The organism is Actinoplanes siamensis (genome assembly GCF_016862395.1).
GTDB lineage: Bacteria > Actinomycetota > Actinomycetes > Mycobacteriales > Micromonosporaceae > Actinoplanes > Actinoplanes siamensis.
The window spans coordinates 21,824-37,714 of record NZ_BOMW01000041.1; the positions used below are offsets into that span (position 1 = coordinate 21,824).

Annotated in this window: 11 protein-coding genes; 3 read left to right on the plus strand and 8 right to left on the minus strand. The window is 71.4% G+C overall.

The window, feature by feature from the left end; translation table 11 throughout:
* Position 1 precedes the first annotated feature (1 nt).
* Together Asi03nite_RS21635 and Asi03nite_RS21640 are read right to left on the minus strand one after the other, a co-directional pair.
* Positions 2 to 970: a carbohydrate ABC transporter permease gene (locus tag Asi03nite_RS21635; RefSeq protein WP_373872148.1), complete on the minus strand. Its 969-nt coding sequence runs from the start codon at positions 968 to 970 to the stop codon at positions 2 to 4.
* 20 nt (positions 971 to 990) lie between these two features.
* Positions 991 to 2,277, minus strand: coding sequence for an ABC transporter substrate-binding protein (locus tag Asi03nite_RS21640; protein ID WP_203682250.1), 1,287 nt, complete (start codon positions 2,275 to 2,277; stop codon positions 991 to 993).
* 240 nt (positions 2,278 to 2,517) lie between these two features.
* On the opposite strand from Asi03nite_RS21640, the gene Asi03nite_RS21645 reads away from it, so the two are divergent.
* On the plus strand, positions 2,518 to 3,798 hold the full coding sequence (locus Asi03nite_RS21645) for an endo-1,4-beta-xylanase (protein WP_203682251.1): 1,281 nt from the start codon (positions 2,518 to 2,520) through the stop codon (positions 3,796 to 3,798).
* A gap of 76 nt (positions 3,799 to 3,874) precedes the next feature.
* On the opposite strand, the gene Asi03nite_RS21650 is transcribed toward Asi03nite_RS21645, so the two are convergent.
* A complete protein-coding gene (locus Asi03nite_RS21650) occupies positions 3,875 to 5,533 on the minus strand; it encodes a glycoside hydrolase family 43 protein (protein WP_203682252.1) in 1,659 nt (552 codons plus the stop codon).
* A gap of 75 nt (positions 5,534 to 5,608) precedes the next feature.
* Positions 5,609 to 6,631 carry a glycoside hydrolase family 11 protein gene (locus Asi03nite_RS21655; RefSeq protein WP_239102835.1) on the minus strand — a complete coding sequence of 341 codons (1,023 nt, stop codon included), beginning with the start codon at positions 6,629 to 6,631 and terminating at the stop codon, positions 5,609 to 5,611.
* 551 nt (positions 6,632 to 7,182) lie between these two features.
* On the opposite strand from Asi03nite_RS21655, the gene Asi03nite_RS21660 reads away from it, so the two are divergent.
* Positions 7,183 to 8,721, plus strand: a complete 1,539-nt coding sequence (locus tag Asi03nite_RS21660; protein ID WP_203682253.1) for a sigma-70 family RNA polymerase sigma factor — start codon at positions 7,183 to 7,185, stop codon at positions 8,719 to 8,721.
* 54 nt (positions 8,722 to 8,775) lie between these two features.
* Here Asi03nite_RS21660 and Asi03nite_RS21665 read toward each other — a convergent pair whose 3' ends face one another.
* From Asi03nite_RS21665 to Asi03nite_RS37985, 3 genes are all read right to left on the minus strand, one after another.
* Complete coding sequence (locus tag Asi03nite_RS21665) at positions 8,776 to 11,877, minus strand: GH92 family glycosyl hydrolase (protein ID WP_203682254.1); 3,102 nt, start codon at positions 11,875 to 11,877, stop codon at positions 8,776 to 8,778.
* A gap of 103 nt (positions 11,878 to 11,980) precedes the next feature.
* Positions 11,981 to 12,592 (minus strand): hypothetical protein, encoded by a 612-nt coding sequence (locus tag Asi03nite_RS21670; RefSeq protein ID WP_203682255.1) that lies wholly within the window; start codon positions 12,590 to 12,592, stop codon positions 11,981 to 11,983.
* Between the two features lie 60 nt (positions 12,593 to 12,652).
* Positions 12,653 to 13,057, minus strand: coding sequence for a hypothetical protein (locus tag Asi03nite_RS37985; RefSeq protein ID WP_239102836.1), 405 nt, complete (start codon positions 13,055 to 13,057; stop codon positions 12,653 to 12,655).
* A gap of 100 nt (positions 13,058 to 13,157) precedes the next feature.
* On the opposite strand from Asi03nite_RS37985, the gene Asi03nite_RS37990 reads away from it, so the two are divergent.
* On the plus strand, positions 13,158 to 13,745 hold the full coding sequence (locus tag Asi03nite_RS37990; protein WP_239102837.1) for a GGDEF domain-containing protein: 588 nt from the start codon (positions 13,158 to 13,160) through the stop codon (positions 13,743 to 13,745).
* Positions 13,746 to 13,868: 123 nt separating this feature from the next.
* Here the strand turns inward: Asi03nite_RS37990 and Asi03nite_RS21680 are convergent, their stop codons facing one another.
* The gene (locus Asi03nite_RS21680) at positions 13,869 to 15,644 is read right to left on the minus strand and encodes a GDSL-type esterase/lipase family protein (RefSeq protein ID WP_239102838.1); all 1,776 of its coding nucleotides are present in this window, start codon (positions 15,642 to 15,644) and stop codon (positions 13,869 to 13,871) included.
* Positions 15,645 to 15,891: the final 247 nt, after the last annotated feature.

Here is a 15,891-nt window from a genome sequence, read left to right on the forward strand (position 1 = left end):
TCTACCGCCCTCCGGTGAGCGCGCCCTCGGTGTCCCGGCGCAGAACGAAACGCTGGTACAGCAGCGCGATGGTCATCGAGACGACGAAGAGCACGACCGCGACCGCGTTGCCGTAGCCGTAGTTGCCGGCGTTACGGCCCTCGTTGACCATGTAGGTCACCATCGTCGAGGTGCCGGCGGTCGACGAGACGTACTGGCCCCAGATGATGTAGACCAGGTCGAACAACTGCAGGGATCCGATGATCGACAGGAACGCCCAGATCCGGATGGTCGGCCCCAGCAGCGGCAGCGTGATCCGCCACTGGGTTTGCCAGTAGGAGGCGCCGTCGACGGCGGCGGCCTCGGCCAGTTCCTCCGGGATGTTCTGCATGCCGGCCAGGAACAGGATCACCGCGAAACCGATGTACTTCCAGGTCAGGATCAACATCAGGGTCCAGATGGCGAGTTTCGGGTTCGCCAGCCAGTCCTGCGCCAGACCGCCGAGACCGATCGACCTCAGTACGTCGTTGACCGCCCCGTTCGTCTGCAGCAGCAACGCCCACGCCGTCCCGACGATCACCTCGGAGATCACGTAGGGCACGAAGATCAGCACGCGGATGACGGACCGTCCCCGGATCTTGCGGTTGAGCAGCAGCGCGAGGACGACCGCGATCGGCCCCTGGAACACCAGCGACAGCACGAGGATCATGCCGTTGTGCTGGAGCGCGTCCCAGAACGCCCGGTCCTGCAGGATCGTGACGTAGTTGTCCAGGCCGACGAAGTTGGTGGGTGACCCGAAACCCTTCCACCGGTAGAGGCCGAGGTAGACCGCGACCAGGACCGGGGCGACCACGAAGCCCAGAAAGATCAGGACCGCCGGGCCGGACAGCAGCAGGATCTCCAGGCGCTGCGCCCAGCCGATGCCACGCCGCCGCGAACGTGCCGGGGGTGGCGGCTCCACGCCACCCCCGTCGCGTACGTGATCGGTGATCACGAGACTGTCGGCCACTCTCAGCCCTTCTTGGCCGCGTCGTTGACAGCCTTGATGATCCCGGCGACGTCACCCTTTCCGGCCAGCAGGTTCACCACGCCGACGTTCAGCGCGTTGCCGACGTTCTGGCCGTACACGGTGTCGAGCCACTGCGACACGTACGGCGCCTTGTTGTAGGCGTCGAGGACGGCCTTGAGGTACGGCTCGGTGATGGCGCTCTGCGCCTGCTTGTTGACCGGCAGGGAGTTGAAGGCCTTGTAGTACGCCTCCTGCACGTCCTTGGTCACGATGTAGTTGAGGAAGTCGGCGCACTCCTTGGGCGCCTTGGCCGAGCAGGAGTAGCCGTCCGCGCCGCCCATCACCGCGGCCGGGTCACCCTGGCCGCCGGACACCGCCGGGAATGGGAAGAAGCCCAGGTCGGGCAGCGGCTTGGTGTCCTTGGTGAGGGAGGCGATCACGCCCGGGTCCCAGGCGCCCATCAGCTCCATGCTCGCCTTGTGGTTGGCGAGCAGGCCGGCCGAGCTGCCCGCGCCCTGCTGCGCTGAGGTGGTCAGGAAACCCTCGTTGAACGGCTTGGTGTCGGCGAAGGCCTTGAGCTGCTCACCGGCCCTCGTCCAGCACGGGTCGTCGAAGGTCTTGCTCTTCGCGGTGGCGTCGAGGGTGGCCTGGTTGCAGGCGCGCAACGCGAAGAAGTAGAACCAGTGGGCGGCCGGCCACGCGTCCTTGGCGCCGAGCGCGATCGGGGTGCCCTTGGCCTTGAGCTTGGTCACCGCGGCGTTCAGCTCGTCCAGGGTGGCCGGTGGTGAGCTGACCCCGGCCTGCTTGAACAGGTCCTGGCTGTACCACAGGCCCCCGGGCAGGATCGAGACCGGAACCGCGTACGCCTTGCCGTCGACCTGCGCGGTCTTGAGCGCCGCCTCACCCACCGCCTGCTTGGTCTCGGGGCTGATGGCGTCGGTGACGTCCTTGAGCTGGCCGGCCTCGACCATGGCGGCCATCTTCCCGCCGCCGCGCTGCAGGAAGATGTCCGGCGCGGAGCCCGAGTTCAGCGCGGTCTGCAGCTTGCCGTCCAGGTCCTCGTTCTGGATCGACTGCAGCTTGATCTTCACGTTCGGGTGGGCGGTCTGGAAGTCGGCGACCGTCTTCTCCCAGAACGCCTTGCCCGGACCGGTGGTGGAGTTCTGCCACAGCTCCATCGTGACGTCGCCGCCCGAGCTGGAACCGTCGTCGTCGCCGCTGCAGGCGGCCAGACCCAGCGTGCTCAGCGCCAGCACGACGGCTGCCGCGAGGGTCCTCTTCGGTGCCATGACAACCCACTTTCGATAGCGAAAGTTTCGGAATGTTTCCGGAAGATGGCGCTCAAACTATGAAGCGAGGCATGGGAATGTCAAGATATTGACCTGAGCGAAAAGTGGGCCCGCAGGTGACGACGATAGTGCACATCGGGTCTGCTCAACGTGGAGATCACCTGGAGCGCTCGGGGCGATGCCTGCTGCCCCGCTCTCGAAACTTGTGAATTTTCAGCCGAAACTATCGATGGTGGTGACGTGACAGCGACCCAGCTCGATCACCGTTCCGGTGCGCTCGTCGTCACCGTCCTCGACACCGGCGGACGCCCGCTGAGCCACCGCGAGGTCATCGTCGAGCAGCGCGCCCACGCCTTCCCGTTCGGCAACATCGGCTTCGACCTGGTCGCGCTGGCCAACGAGGAGACCGCCCCCGCACCCGGTGTGTTCGGCGCGGCCGCCCCGGACCACGCGGTCCGGCTCGCCGGTCTGTGGCTCGAGGTCTTCAACACCGCGACCCTGCCGTTCTACTGGAGCGGCTTCGAGCCGGAGCCCGGCCGGCCCGGCACCGGCCGCCTGCGCCGGGCGGCCACGTGGTTCGCCGACCGTGGCTGCCGGGTCAAGGGACACCCGTTGGTCTGGCACACCCTGGCTCCCGACTGGCTGCGGGAGCTGCCGGCCGACCAGGTCGAGGCGGCGGTCCGGGCGCGGGTCCGGCGCGAGGTCACCGACTTCGCCGGCGTCGTGGACGCGTGGGACGCGATCAACGAGGCGGTGATCATGCCGGTGTTCCGCAACGAGCCGCGGCGCAACGCGATCACCCGGCTGGCCTGGGAGCGGGGCCGGATCGCGACCGTCCGGCTGGCGTTCGAGGAGGCGCGCGCGGCGGACCCCGCGGCCACGCTGGTGCTCAACGACTTCGACGTCTCCCCGGCGTACGAATGCCTCATCGAGGGCGTCCTCGAGGCCGGCATCCGGGTCGACGCGATCGGCCTGCAGAGTCACATGCACCAGGGGTACTGGGGCGAGGAGCGGACGCTGGCGGTCCTGGACCGGTTCGCCCGTTACGGCCTGCCCATCCACCTGACCGAGACCACCCTGCTCTCCGGCGACCTGATGCCGGCGCACATCGAGGATCTCAACGACTACCAGGTCGCGTGCTGGCCCTCCACCCCCGAGGGGGAACAGCGGCAGGCCGACGAGATCGTGCGGCACTACCGGACGCTGCTCGCACACCCCGCGGTTCAGGCGATCACCTACTGGGGGCTGACCGACGAGGGCGCGTGGCTCGGCGCGCCCTGCGGCCTGGTGCGCGCCGACGGCTCACCCAAACCCGCCTACGACGCGCTGCGGAACCTGGTGAAGGGGGAGTGGTGGCTCCCGCCGACGAGCCTGCGGACCGACGGCGCCGGGCGGGTCGAGGTGCGCGGATTCCTCGGCGACTACCAGTTGTACTGCGCGGGCCGCCCGGCTCCGTTCACCATCGCCGCGCCCGGGCCGGCGGCCACGACCATCCGGCTCGCGGCCGACCCCGCGCCGTGACGACGTCACCCGGCGCCGGTGGACGGCCCCGGCGCGGGCCGGCGGAACCGTCCCAGGCGCCCGCGCCCTGACGACGTCACCCGGCGCGGTAGACGGCCCGGTCGAAGTCGGCGTAACCCCCCTCGGCGCCCAGGTCCTGCACCCAGAGCCCGACGAAGGCGCCGGTGAAGCCCCAGGCCTCGGGCTCGCCGGGGACGACAGTCGCGGCGTACTCGTCGGAGAGGGTGGTGGCGTCGAAGGTCCGGCCCAGCTCGTGCCAGCCGGCGCCGGTGGTGTGGGCGAAGGTGAGGGCCGGGCCGTCCAGGCGGGCCCGCAGCCCCACCCGTCGCGCGTCGCCGAGCGGGGTCCGCACGCCCGGCGCCGCGGTGACCCGCCCGCTGTCGCAGCAGAGCAGGTCGAGCACCGGCGTGCCGTCGTCGTCGGCGGTGAGGTGCAGGTAGTACCAGTTGCGCGAGTTGTAGTACGCGGTGATGCCGGCCAGCTGCCGGAAGTTCTTCGGCTCGAACTCGCAGGTCGCCTCGAAGGTGCACAGCGGATCGGTCACCCGGCGGGCCACCAGGCTGGGCCGGTGCCGCGCCATCGGGGACTGGCCGCCCCGGATCCGCAGGTGCGAGGGGCGGGCGGACAGATCGATCCAGTCGGGTGTCGCCGGCCGGCGCAGCGTCGACCAGTTCGCGCCCAGCACCGGGGTGTCGAAGTGGTCCTCCTCGGCCTGCCCGGAGGAGAGCGGGCGAGGTTCCGCGGTGGCGCCGGCGGGCGCGGGAACCTGCTCGGCCGGCACGCCGTCGTGGATCCGGGGCCACTCGCCGGCCGGCCACTCCACCTTCTGCAGCGCGGTCTCGCGGCCGAGCACGCACCGGCCGGTGGGCGCGTACGGCCGGGCGGCCAGATGCGCCAGGTACCACTCGCCGGCCGGGGTTCGCACCAGGCTGCCGTGACCGGCCTTCTGCAGGGTCAGCTCGGGGCGCCCGGCCGAGGTCAGCAACGGTCCGGCCGGGTCCACCCGGTACCCGCCGAGCAGGTTCCGGGACCGGGCGACGGTGACCTGGTGGGTCAGCGTCGTGCCGCCCTCCGCGGTGATCAGGTAGTACCAGCCGTCCTTGCGGTAGATGTGCGGCGCCTCGGTGAGACCGGCCTCGGTGCCCTCGAAGATCACGTGCTCGGGGCCGGTCAGGCGGCGCTGGTCCCGGTCGTACCGCTGGGCGGAGATGCCCGCGAAGCGGTTGCGGCCGGGCCGCCAGTCGGCGCGCATCGACAGCATCCAGGTGCTGCCGTCCTCGTCGTGGAAGAGCGAGGCGTCGAAGCCGCGGCCGTGCAGGACCACCGGGTCCGACCAGGGTCCGGCTATGCTCGGCGCGGTGACCAGGTAGTTCTGCGGGTCCCAGTAGCCGCCCGCGAACGTCGCCACGTCGGCGTACACCAGGTGGAAGAGCCCGTCCGCGTAGGTCAGGTCGGGCGCCCAGACACCGCACGAGTCGGCGGTACCGGTGAGGTCGAGCAGTCGCCGCTCGGTCAGCACACCGCCGATCGGCTCCCAGTTCACCAGATCTGTCGAGTGGTGCACCCGCACGCCCGGGTACCACTCGAACGTCGAGGTCGCGATGTAGTAGTCGGAGCCGACCCGCAGGATCGACGGATCGGGATGAAAGCCCGGCAGCACCGGGTTGCGGATCGTCCGGTGGCCGGTCCCGCCGCCGTCGCCGGCGGTGGTGGCGGCGGCCTTGGCGATCGTCATGTGTTACCTCCGCTGAGGGTGGCGCGGCGGACGGGCCGCCGCGCCACGGGTGCAGTGTCCGGAAGCCGGCCGGGGTCAGCCGGCCCGGCAGGTGATCGTCGGCCAGGTCCAGTTGCCGTTGGCCATGATGGTCACGCCGAAGTTGTTGCCGCTGCCGTTCGGCCGGGCGGTGACGGTGCCGCTCGTGCCGCTGACCGAGGCGTTCCAGCTGTTCTGCAGGCTCTGCCCGCCGTTCAGGTTGAGCGTGACGGTCCAGTTGCTGGTGCCGCTGACCGCGACGTTGAGGTTGAACCGGTCACCGAACTGCTCGCCGGCCGAGATCGTGGCGGTGCAGTTGCCGCCGCTCGGCGGCGGGCTGGTCGGGTCGGTGGGGGTGGTGCCACCGCCGCCCTCGCGGACCGTGATGTCGGAGCTGCCGCTGCTCTGGTAGCCCTCGGTCGCCATGATCTGGTAGGCGAAGTTGGTGCCGAGGTTCAGGCCGGCGCGGGCCCAGGCGTCGAAGTGGTTGGCCGTGGTGATCGTGCCCGAGCTGCGCTTCTGCTGCCGCACGCTCCAGTACTGGTAGAACGTGGCGGTGCCGTCGATCGACGGCTGGTTGACCCGCTGGGTGCGGTAGATGTCGTAGGTGCTGCCGTCGGTGGTGACCGAGCCCATCCGGGTGGCGCCGGTGCTCGGGTTGTACGTGCCGAAGTTCTCCACCACGTAGTACTCGATCAGCGGGTTGCGGGTCCACCCGTACAGGGCCAGGTAGCTGTTGCCGTTCGGGTTGTACGAGCCGGAGTACGAGATCGTCCGGCGGCTGCCGGTGGCCCAGCCCTTGCCGCCGACCCAGTTGTTCGTGCTGCGGCCCCAGGAGCTGGAGTACCTGCCGTCGGCGCGCAGCGTCATGCTGGCGTCGCCGCTGTCCTTCCAGAACGAGAAGTAGTACCCGTTGTGCGTGCCCGTGGTGTTGGAGCTGACGGTCCGGTCCGACTCGGCGTGCGCGGCGCCGGGCAGCGCCATTCCGGCGATCGCCGTCGCGAGCGCGAGGGCGGCGCCGGCGAGCAGGCGGATGCGGCCACGCCGGTGGCCCTTCGGGTGGGCGAGATCTGCGGTCATGGGAGTGGGTCCTCCAGATGGGTCGGGCTGATGGGGAACAGCCCCACGGGGCACGGCGAAAACGCATCGGGGAAATGCCGGTGACCAGGACGGGCGTCACCGTGAATCGGTGCCGTGCCTCGTGGCGAGGATGACGGTCCATTGAGGTCCGTCACTGCGAGATGGTGGCCCGTGGGTCACCGCGCTGTCAACAACTTCCGGAAACATTACGGAAATACCGAAGTCGATCTTGGGTCGGTGCTCGCGGCAATAAGAACAGCTAGCGGCAGTTGTTGATCTTCATTCGGGCGAACTCCGACCGCGAAAAAGGATCGCTCACCGATCGTTCCGGCGGTCACCTCCGAAAGTTTCGGAACCGCCGGCCCGTAATGCGGGAGATTTCCGGTTATCTGTTATGCGAATGCGTCCCAGATGGTCGCTCGAATCGAGGCCCGCCGCTGCGCCCGGCGTACTTGACGCGACTGGTCATTTCGCGCACCTTGTTACGTCATGACACCGGATCCCCCACCGGAGACGGGTCTTCCTTTCTGCTCCACGACGGTGATGTGAAGATGCGTGTTGGCGCCAGGATCGAGACGAGTCTCGTGGTCGCGGCCCAGAGTGGCGATCGGCGTGCGATGGACGACCTGGTGGCGGCGAGTCTGCCGCTGGTGTACACACTGGTGCGGCAGGTGCTGGACGGCCACGCCGACGCCGACGACGTGGTCCAGGACGTCCTGGTGCGCGCGCTGCGGCAGTTGCCGGCGCTGCGCAAGCCGGAGAGTTTCCGGTCCTGGCTGACCGCCATCACCGTCAACCAGATCGGCACCCACCTGCAGCGCCGTGGCGCCGACGCGGCCCGCACCGCCCCGCTCGACGACGCGTCCACGCTGACCGACCCGGCCGCCGCGGTGGAGGACCGCACCCTGCTGCAGCTGGAGTTGTCCGAGCAACGCCGCCAGGTGGTGCGCGCCGGCTACTGGCTGGACCCGGGCGACCGGGTGCTGCTGTCGCTGTGGTTGCTGGAGAACGCCGGCGAGCTGACCCGCGCCGATCTGGCCGCGTCGCTGGGCACCGGGCTCGCCCACGCCGGCGTGCGGGTCCAGCGGATGCGCCAGCAGCTCGACCAGTGCCGGGAGCTGGTCGCCGCGCTCGACGCCCGGCCGCGGTGCCCCGGACTGGAGGCGGCCGCGGCCGGGTGGGACGGGACGCCGTCGCCGCTGTGGCGCAAGCGGCTGCGGCGGCACACCCGCGCCTGCGAGGTCTGCCGGGCCGCGGCGCCGGCCGTCGTCCCCGCCGAGCGCCTGCTGCCGATCGCCGTCCTGCTCCCGGTGCCGGCCGCGCTGTCCGCGGCCGTCGCGCCGGCCGCGCTGACCAGCTCGGCCACGGCGACCGGGGTGGCCACCGGAGCCGGCGTGCTCGGCCAGCTCGCCCAGGCCGCGGTGGCCCATCCGGTCGCCGCCTGCCTGGCCGCCGGCACGCTGGCGGCCGGAGCCGCCGTCACCGCCACCACGCTGCCGGGCACGCCTCCGCCGCCGGCCGCGCCCATCGCGGCGCCGGCCGCGCCCGCCGTGGTGCGCCCGTCGCCCTCCGTGGCACGCCCGTCGGCGTCGGCGTCGCGGTCCCGGACCGTCAGCTCCGCGGCGCCGCGGCCGGCGGCCACCACCTCGCTGGTCCCCGGGCAGCCGGTCTCGATCGAATCGGCGGACGTGCCGGGCTCTTACGTCAGCGTCACCGGCGAGCTGGCCTTCCTCACGCCGGCCGGCCCCACCGGCGAGTACTCCGTCCGGCGCCGGGCGACGTTCACCGCGGTCACCGGTCTGGCCGAGCCGGGCTGCTTCTCGTTCCGGGCGGAGAACGGCAGGTATCTGCGGCACGCCTCCTGGCGTTTCCGGCTCGATCCGGACGTGGGCACGCCGCTGTTCCGCGGCGACGCCACCTTCTGCACCGGCGCGGGGGCGGCCGCCGGGACGGTCACCCTGGAGGCCTCCAACTATCCGGGCTGGTTCGTGCACCACCGGGGCGACGAGCTGTGGGTGGACCAGACCGACCACACCGCCGCGTTCCGCACCGAGACGTCGTTCCGGATACGCCCGGCCCTGGCCGGTTGAGACCGCCGCCCCGGCGGGGCCCGGCCCGAAGCCGGTCCCCGCCGGGGCGCGAGGTCAGCCGCGGACCTCGAACTCGTAGATCCGGGCCGCGGTGTTGCCGTCGCCGGCCGGGGTGATGATGTTCAGCCGCACGTAGCGGGCCTCCGCGTCGACAGTCGTGGTGGTGCTGTCGGCGGTGTTGCCGCGGACCGTGGCACGCGTCGTCCAGGCGCTGCCGTCGGGGGAGGTGAGCACGTCGAAGTCCCGGGTGTTCCAGGCCGGGTACTCACCGCCGGCGCCGGCGTGCCGGATCACCACCGAGCCGACGTGCCGGGTGCCGCCCAGGTCGGTCTGCAGCCACTTGCCGGCTCCGCCCGAGCACCACTTGTCGGCCCAGCCGCCCAGCCAGCTGCCGTTGACCGCCTTGTCGGCGCCCTCGTTCGCGCCGCAGGCCGAGTCCGCGGTGGCCGGCCGGCCCAGGGCCAGGTCGGGCGGGGCGCTGCTGGATCCGTACACCTCCAGCTCGTAGATCCGGGCGGCGGTGTTGCCGTCGCTGGCCGGGGTGGTGACGTCCAGCCGGACGTAGCGCGCGGTGCGCGCCGGGATCGGCGCCCAGGTGCGGCTCGCCCGTGCGCCGGTGACCGTGACCGCGTTCGACCAGTTCGTGCCGTCGGTGCCGGTGGCGATGGTGAACGCGGCGGTGTTCCAGTTGGTCCGCTCGCCGCCGAGGCCGGCGTGTTTGACGACGAACGAGGAGACGTTCTGTGCCGAGCCGAGGTCGACGGTCAGGGTGCGCGGCGTTCCGGTCGTACACCATTTGCTGTTGTCCCGGAGTTGGTTGTCGACGGCCCTGGCCGGCGACTCCGCGGCGCCGCAGGCGGCCGCGCCGCCGGTCACCGCCCGGCCCAGGGCCAGGTTCGGCCCGAGGTCCGGCTCGGCCGGCGGCTGCTGCGCGCCGTCGCCGAAGCTGGGCGGCACGTCGCCGGCGCCGGTTCCCCAGGCGCTGGGGGAGGAACCCATGGTGTACGTGACGGCGGCGCCGCCGCCGATCTGTGAGTACGTGATCCAGCTGTGCGTGGTGGCGACCCCGTTGACCGAAATCGATTGCACGTAGCGGTTGCTGGCACTGCCCCCGGTGATGGTGACGTCGCCACCGGGCCGCCGGATCAGCGCCTGCGGGAACAGCCCGCCGTGCACGGCGAGGGTGCCGGCGCCGGGCGTCACCGGGTAGAGGCCGAGCGCCGACCAGACGTACCAGGCGCTGGTGGCGCCGAGGTCGTCGTTGCCGGGCAGGCCACCCGCGCCGGTGGTGAACGACTCGCTCATCACCCGGCGCACCGCGTCCGAGGCGCCGGCCGGCTTGCGGGCGTAGTGGTAGGTCCACGGCACGCCGTGCTCCGGCTCGTTGCCGACGTAGAAGTACGGCCGGGACAGGCCGCCGTTGAGCTCGGTGAAGTGGTGGTCGAGCCGCTGGACCACGGTGTTCGGCCCGCCCATCAGGGTGACCAGGGCGCCCAGGTTGTGCGGCACCATCCAGGTGTACTGGGCGGCGTTGCCCTCCACGTACGGGCTCTCGGTCGCCGGGTTCAGCGGCCAGGAATAGGCGCCGTCACCGCCGCGGGCGTGCAGGTAGGACGATTCGCCGTTGAACAGGCTGCGCCAGTATTGCGAGTGCGTCGCGTAGGTGTCGTACGCCGTGGTGTCGCCGAGCGCCTTGGCGAATTGACTGATCGCGAAGTCGCTCGACGCGTACTCCAGCGTTTCCGAGGGGTTGCCGGGGATGTAGTGGCCGCTCTCGTAGGAGCCGCGGTTGCCGCGCAGCACGTGCCCCTGGGTGGCGCCGCCCGAGGCGCTCTTCCTCATCAGCGCCAGCGCCGCGGCCGTGTCGAAGTCGCGGACGCCGAACGCGTAGGCGCTGGCCACGATGATCGGCCCGGGATCGCCGGGCATCACGAAGTCCTCGATGCTCTGGTGCGACCACTTCGGCAGCAGTCCACCCTGCTGGCCGTCGAGCACCATCGACTTGACGATGTCGGTCATCACGTCCGGCGCGATCAGCGCGGTCAGCGCGGCCCAGGACCGGTAGACGTCCCAGCCCGAGTAGTTCTGGTAGACCGGGTGCGACGCGGTGTGCACCGCGCCGTCGAAGCCCGTGTACTGCCCGTTGGTGTCGCTGGCGATGTTCGGGTTCATCAGCACGTGGTAGAGCGCTGTGTAGAACTTTCGCAGGTCGGTGGTCCCGCCCCCGGTCACCTGGACCCGGTTGAGCGCCGCGTTCCAGGAGTTGTTCGCGTTCGCCCGTACGGTGGCGAACGCTGCCGCCTCGGCGGTGGCGTTGTTCTGCGCGTTGGCGACGCTGACGAACGAGATCCCGATCGTCGCGGTGACCACGGCGTCGGTGGTGGTGTCGAAGGTGACGTACGCGCCGGCCTGGTTCCCGCTGACGCTGGTCGAGCCGGCGGTGACGGTGCCGCCGTTGAACGTGCCGGCGCCGGTGGGCGCGCGGTCGAACAGGATCGAGTAGTACATCTTGAAGGTGCGCCCGCCGCAGAATCCGCCGGCGGTGTGCTCGCCGGATACCCGGTTGCCGCTGATGGACACGGTGCCGGCCCGGTCGCCGGTGGCCGACCGGGAGGCGTTGATCAGCACCCGGGCGGTGGTCGTCGCGGGATAGGTGAGCCGCAGCGCGCCGGTGCGTGTGGTGGCGCTCAGCTCGGCGTCGACGCCGTACTTGTCCAGCCGGTTCCGGTAGTAGCCGGGGGCGGCGGACTCGTTGCTCTTGGTGTAGCCGCTGGCGTACGAGGTCCAGGCGTTGCCGGGTGACGAGCCGAGGTTGCCGGTGATCGGCAGGATCGGCAGGTCCTCGTTGTTCGGGCAGCCCGCGCCGTTGAAGTGGGTGAGGCTGAACGACTCGATGGTCCGGTCGGAGTCCCGGTAGCCGGACGGCGAGCCGGTCGGGGTGTCCGGGCTGAACTGCACCATCCCGAACGGCACGGTGGCGCCGGGGTAGGTGCTGCCGCCGGCGCCGCCGCCGACCGGGTTGGGGGAGTTGCTGTCGTCGGTGCCGACGAACGGGTTGACGTAGCCGGTCAGGTCGAGGTCGGCGGCCTGCGCCGCCGATGGGACCGACAGGGCCGCGGCGGTGAGCAGCACCGCGGTGGCGAGGGTACGGAGCATTGGGGCCGTCCCTTCGGACGTGACATGGGTGTGACAACGTTGTCAAAAGAAATTGAGGAATGTCAATCTCCACGCGGTTCCGGAACCGCGCGGATGCTCCGGCTCAGCCCGTGGCGGGCACCTCGACAGTGGTGGTGACACGTACCAGCGCGGGCAGCCGCGGCGTCGAGCCGAAGCCGAACCGCACCGGCGGATCGACCCGGGTGAGGGACCCGAGGTCGGTGCCGTCCCACCGGGCCGTAGCGGTAATGATCCGGTGCAGGTCCCGGGCGGCGTACCACTCGCGGCGGCCGTTGCCGGCGCTGCCGTAGGTGCGCACGCCGTTCAGCAGCCGGGCCGGCAGGTCGACCAGCCGTACCCAGGGCAGCTGCCCGGCCAGCGGGGACGGCACGGCGCGCAGCAGCCGGCCGAGCGCGCCGCGGCCGCCGATGCCGAACCGGAGCGTCAGCGGGCCGGCCGTGACGGTCCACGCCGGCCCGTGCCGCCGCACCGCCGTCGGCACCACGCCGACCTCGTCGAAGGAGTACGTGGCGGCGACGAACCGGCCCAGCTCGGCGGTCGGGGCGAGCAGCGTGCGGTGACCGTCCGGGCGTTCCACCATGACGTCGCTGACCGAGCCGAACGGTGAGTCCGGCCAGTGCCCCACCACCAGCCGGATCCCGCTCGCCGTGCCGAGCCCGGCGATCCAGCCGTCGAAGCGCAGTCGGAGTTCCACCGCACCCTCGTACCCGGCGCCGCGCGCGGCACGCGGGGAGTGTCGGCCCGGCCGGACACCTCACATCGGGAGCACGCCGGCCGACCGTAGGGCCATGCGAAACGCGGCTGGCCGATGAACCGCCTGCCGGTGCTGGTGTCGCCGTACGGCCCGTACGCCCGCCTCGCGCTGCACGTGCACGACCTGACCATTCGCGGCCACCACGCGGAGACACTGGTCGCGGCGGACGCGGCCGAGGCGATCACGGCGGCGCTCGGCGACCACCGCACCCACCGGGTCAGCCGGCTCGGCCGGATGTACGCGCTCAAGGCCCTCGGCCGGCTGGACGAGGCGCTGCGCATCGCCGAGGATCTGATCGCCGATCAGGCCCAGCTCGGCGGCCCGAAGGCCACCGACGCCAAGATCCTGGCGGACACCGCCGAGGTGCTGATCCACCTGGGCCGCGTCGACGACGGCCTGCACCACGTCGCCCGGGCCATGGCGCTGCTGGAGGTGGCGCCGCGCAAGGGCCCGCGATACTTCTCCGCCATGGCCTGTCGAGTTCCCGGGCGAGGCGGCCCAGACGGTGCTGGACTCGCTGCGCACCCACGTCGGGGCGCTGTGGCAGCTGCGCCTGGACCGGCGCACGATGCTGCGGCAGGCCTACCGCCGGGTGGAGCTGGAGGCGGCGCGGGCCTCCGCGGACCTGGCCGCCACCTCGGACGCGTTGACCGGGCTGGGAAACCGGCGGATGTTCGACCGCCGGATCAACGCGGTCACGGCCGGCGGCTCGCTGCTGCTCATCGACGTGGACCACTTCAAGGAGATCAACGACCGCTACTCGCACGGCGTCGGCGACCGGGTGCTGGGCGAGATCGCCGCGGTGCTGCGCTCGCACTGCCGGCACGACGAGGTGGCGATCCGCTTCGGCGGGGACGAGTTCGCCCTGTTCCTGGCCACCGGTGAGAAGGAGGCCCGGCAGGTCGCCGAGCGCATCCGCCGGGTGATCCAGGCCCGCGACTGGAACACCATCATGCCGGGCCTGACGGTGACCCTGAGCATGGGACTGGCCGCGTGCCGGCCCGGCGAACCGGGCCGGAACCTGTACGACCGCGCGGACGCCCACCTCTACGTCGCCAAACGGTCCGGCCGCAACCAGCTGGCCGCCGCCTGACCGGTCGGCTCAGCCGCGACCGGGATCGGCCGATCCGCCGTGGCGAAGGTGAGGAGCGCTGTACGCGGCCGAGGAGCGGGGCCGCGACCGGGTGGTCACCAGCGATCCGGTGGTTCCGGGGTCTCACCTCAGGTAGGCGGCCAGCGGCAGGTTCTGCTCGCGCAGGGCGGTGGCGATCAGGCCGGCGATCTGCTTCGCGCCGGCGGCCTCGAAGTGGGTGTGGTCGTTGCAGAAGAACGCGCCCACCGCTCCTGTCGTGTAGTCGCCGTTGTTCGGGCACAGCCGCAGCGAGTTGTACAGCGCCACGCTGCGCGCGTGCAGGTCGATCACCGGCACGCCGTTGGCCGCGGCGGCGTCCCTGGTCTCGGCGACGAAGCCGCGGTTGCCGACCGCGGTGCCGCCGCTGCAGGTGATGGCGGCGACCGGGGTGACGAGGACCGGCTTCACGCCGCGGGCCTTCGCGGCCGAGGCCATCACGCCGAGCAGCTCCTTGAACCGGGCCGTGCCGACGTGCCGCGGGCAGGCCGAGTCGCCGTCGTTGATGCCGAACTGGACGATCAGGTGGTCGCCGGACCGGAAGCCGTTGAGCATCGCCGTCCATCGTGAGCTGTACGCGGTCGAGCTCAGCACGCACTCGCCCGCCGCGTTCTTGGCGCCTGTCACGTTGCCCTCGTACAGCCAGGTCTGGATGCTGCGGCCGCCGACGGCGCTGTTCTGCACGGTGGCGTCGGTGGTGAGGTACGACGCGAACTGGCTGCCCCAGCCGATCGGGCAGGAACTGGCGTTCATCATCGTGGAGTCGCCGGCCATCCAGACCTTGACCGGCGTGGCGGCGGCGGTGGTGGCGACCGGCGTGGCGCACGGCGCCGCCGTGGCGCCGGCCGTCCGGGCGCCGAGGATCGGGGCGAGCCGGTCGGCGACGGCCTGGTGGCCCTTGTCGTTGGGGTGCACCGAGTCGCTGAGCCCGTCCGCGGGCAGCCAGCCGGTGGTGTCCACGTAGAACACCCGAGAATCTCCGGCGGCGGCGCGCGCCCGGACGGCGGCCTGCGTCTCCGCGGCGTACCTGCCGATGAACGTACGCAGGGCAAAGATCTTGGTGGTGGGGAACGTCGCCCTGATCCGGGTGAGGAAGGTGGTGTACCTGGCCTGGAAGTCCGCGCCGCCCACGCCGTGGCTCTTGTCGTTGGTGCCCAGGTTGATCACCACGGCGTCGGGGGTGTAGCGGGTGAAGTCCCACTGGTCGGTGCCGGCCTGGCCCCCGCTGGACATCCAGTAGCGGGTCTCCTGCGCCCAGCACCCGTCCGTCGTCTCGGACAGGCACATACCGCCGATCGCGATCTGCGTGTGGTCGTAGCCGAGCTGTTCCCCGGTCTTGAAGCCGTAGCCGGTCACCGCGAGCTGGCTGCTCGTCGTGCCCGCCGTGATCGAGTCGCCGATGAACTCGACCAGCTTCGAGCGGGCCGGCGCCCGGAACGTGGTGGCGCCGGCGTCCAGGGTCAGGCCCTGGAAGACCGCGTCGCCGGTGTAGGAGCCGGCCACCTGCCGGTAGCTGACGATCAGCGTGTGGTTGCCGGCGGCCAGCGGGGCCGGCGTCAGGTTGATCGTGCCGGAGCCCTTGACGGCGGTGAACGGCTTGCCGTCGATGCTGGCCCACAGGTCGACGGTGTTGCGCTGCCGGAGCTTCACGGTCCGGCCGGTGAATCCGGCCCGCAGGTACGCGCCGGCCCAGTAGGGCACGTACGCCGAGGCGTTCGTCCTGTTCCAGCGCCCGACGAAGCTGATGTTGGGATCGCCCGGGGTGCCGTCACCGGCCGCCGCCCGGGCCGGCGCGGATGACGCGGACAACCAGCCGGCGCAGGCCAGGATCGCCGTCAGGACGATCGTCACGGAACGTCGCATGGCACGATCCCCTTCCGCCGGGAGCGCTCCCAGGGCGCGATGCGTCGTATCGTCGTCCATCAATTGAAATGTGTCAATCGATGGGTCCGGTCACCGTGCGTCCACGACCACCGGCCGCTGGTCCGCGGCGGCGAGCGCGACGACCGGATCCTCGCCGCGCCCGGCGTCGTCGCGGGGCCGCCCTGATGAACACGTTCCACCGCGACGATCAGCATCCGAGCGACCATCTGCCGGTCCAGGTCCGGCT

What these genes read in the sequence shown, in the direction of transcription:
- Asi03nite_RS21665 (WP_203682254.1), bottom strand. Translation starts at nt 11,877, where the DNA reads ATGCTCCGTACCCTCGCCACCGCGGTGCTGCTCACCGCCGCGGCCCTG.
- Asi03nite_RS21680 (WP_239102838.1), bottom strand. Translation starts at nt 15,644, where the DNA reads ATGCGACGTTCCGTGACGATCGTCCTGACGGCGATCCTGGCCTGCGCC.
- Asi03nite_RS21655 (WP_239102835.1), bottom strand. Translation starts at nt 6,631, where the DNA reads ATGACCGCAGATCTCGCCCACCCGAAGGGCCACCGGCGTGGCCGCATC.
- Asi03nite_RS21640 (WP_203682250.1), bottom strand. Translation starts at nt 2,277, where the DNA reads ATGGCACCGAAGAGGACCCTCGCGGCAGCCGTCGTGCTGGCGCTGAGC.
- Asi03nite_RS21660 (WP_203682253.1), top strand. Translation starts at nt 7,183, where the DNA reads ATGCGTGTTGGCGCCAGGATCGAGACGAGTCTCGTGGTCGCGGCCCAG.
- Asi03nite_RS21650 (WP_203682252.1), bottom strand. Translation starts at nt 5,533, where the DNA reads ATGACGATCGCCAAGGCCGCCGCCACCACCGCCGGCGACGGCGGCGGG.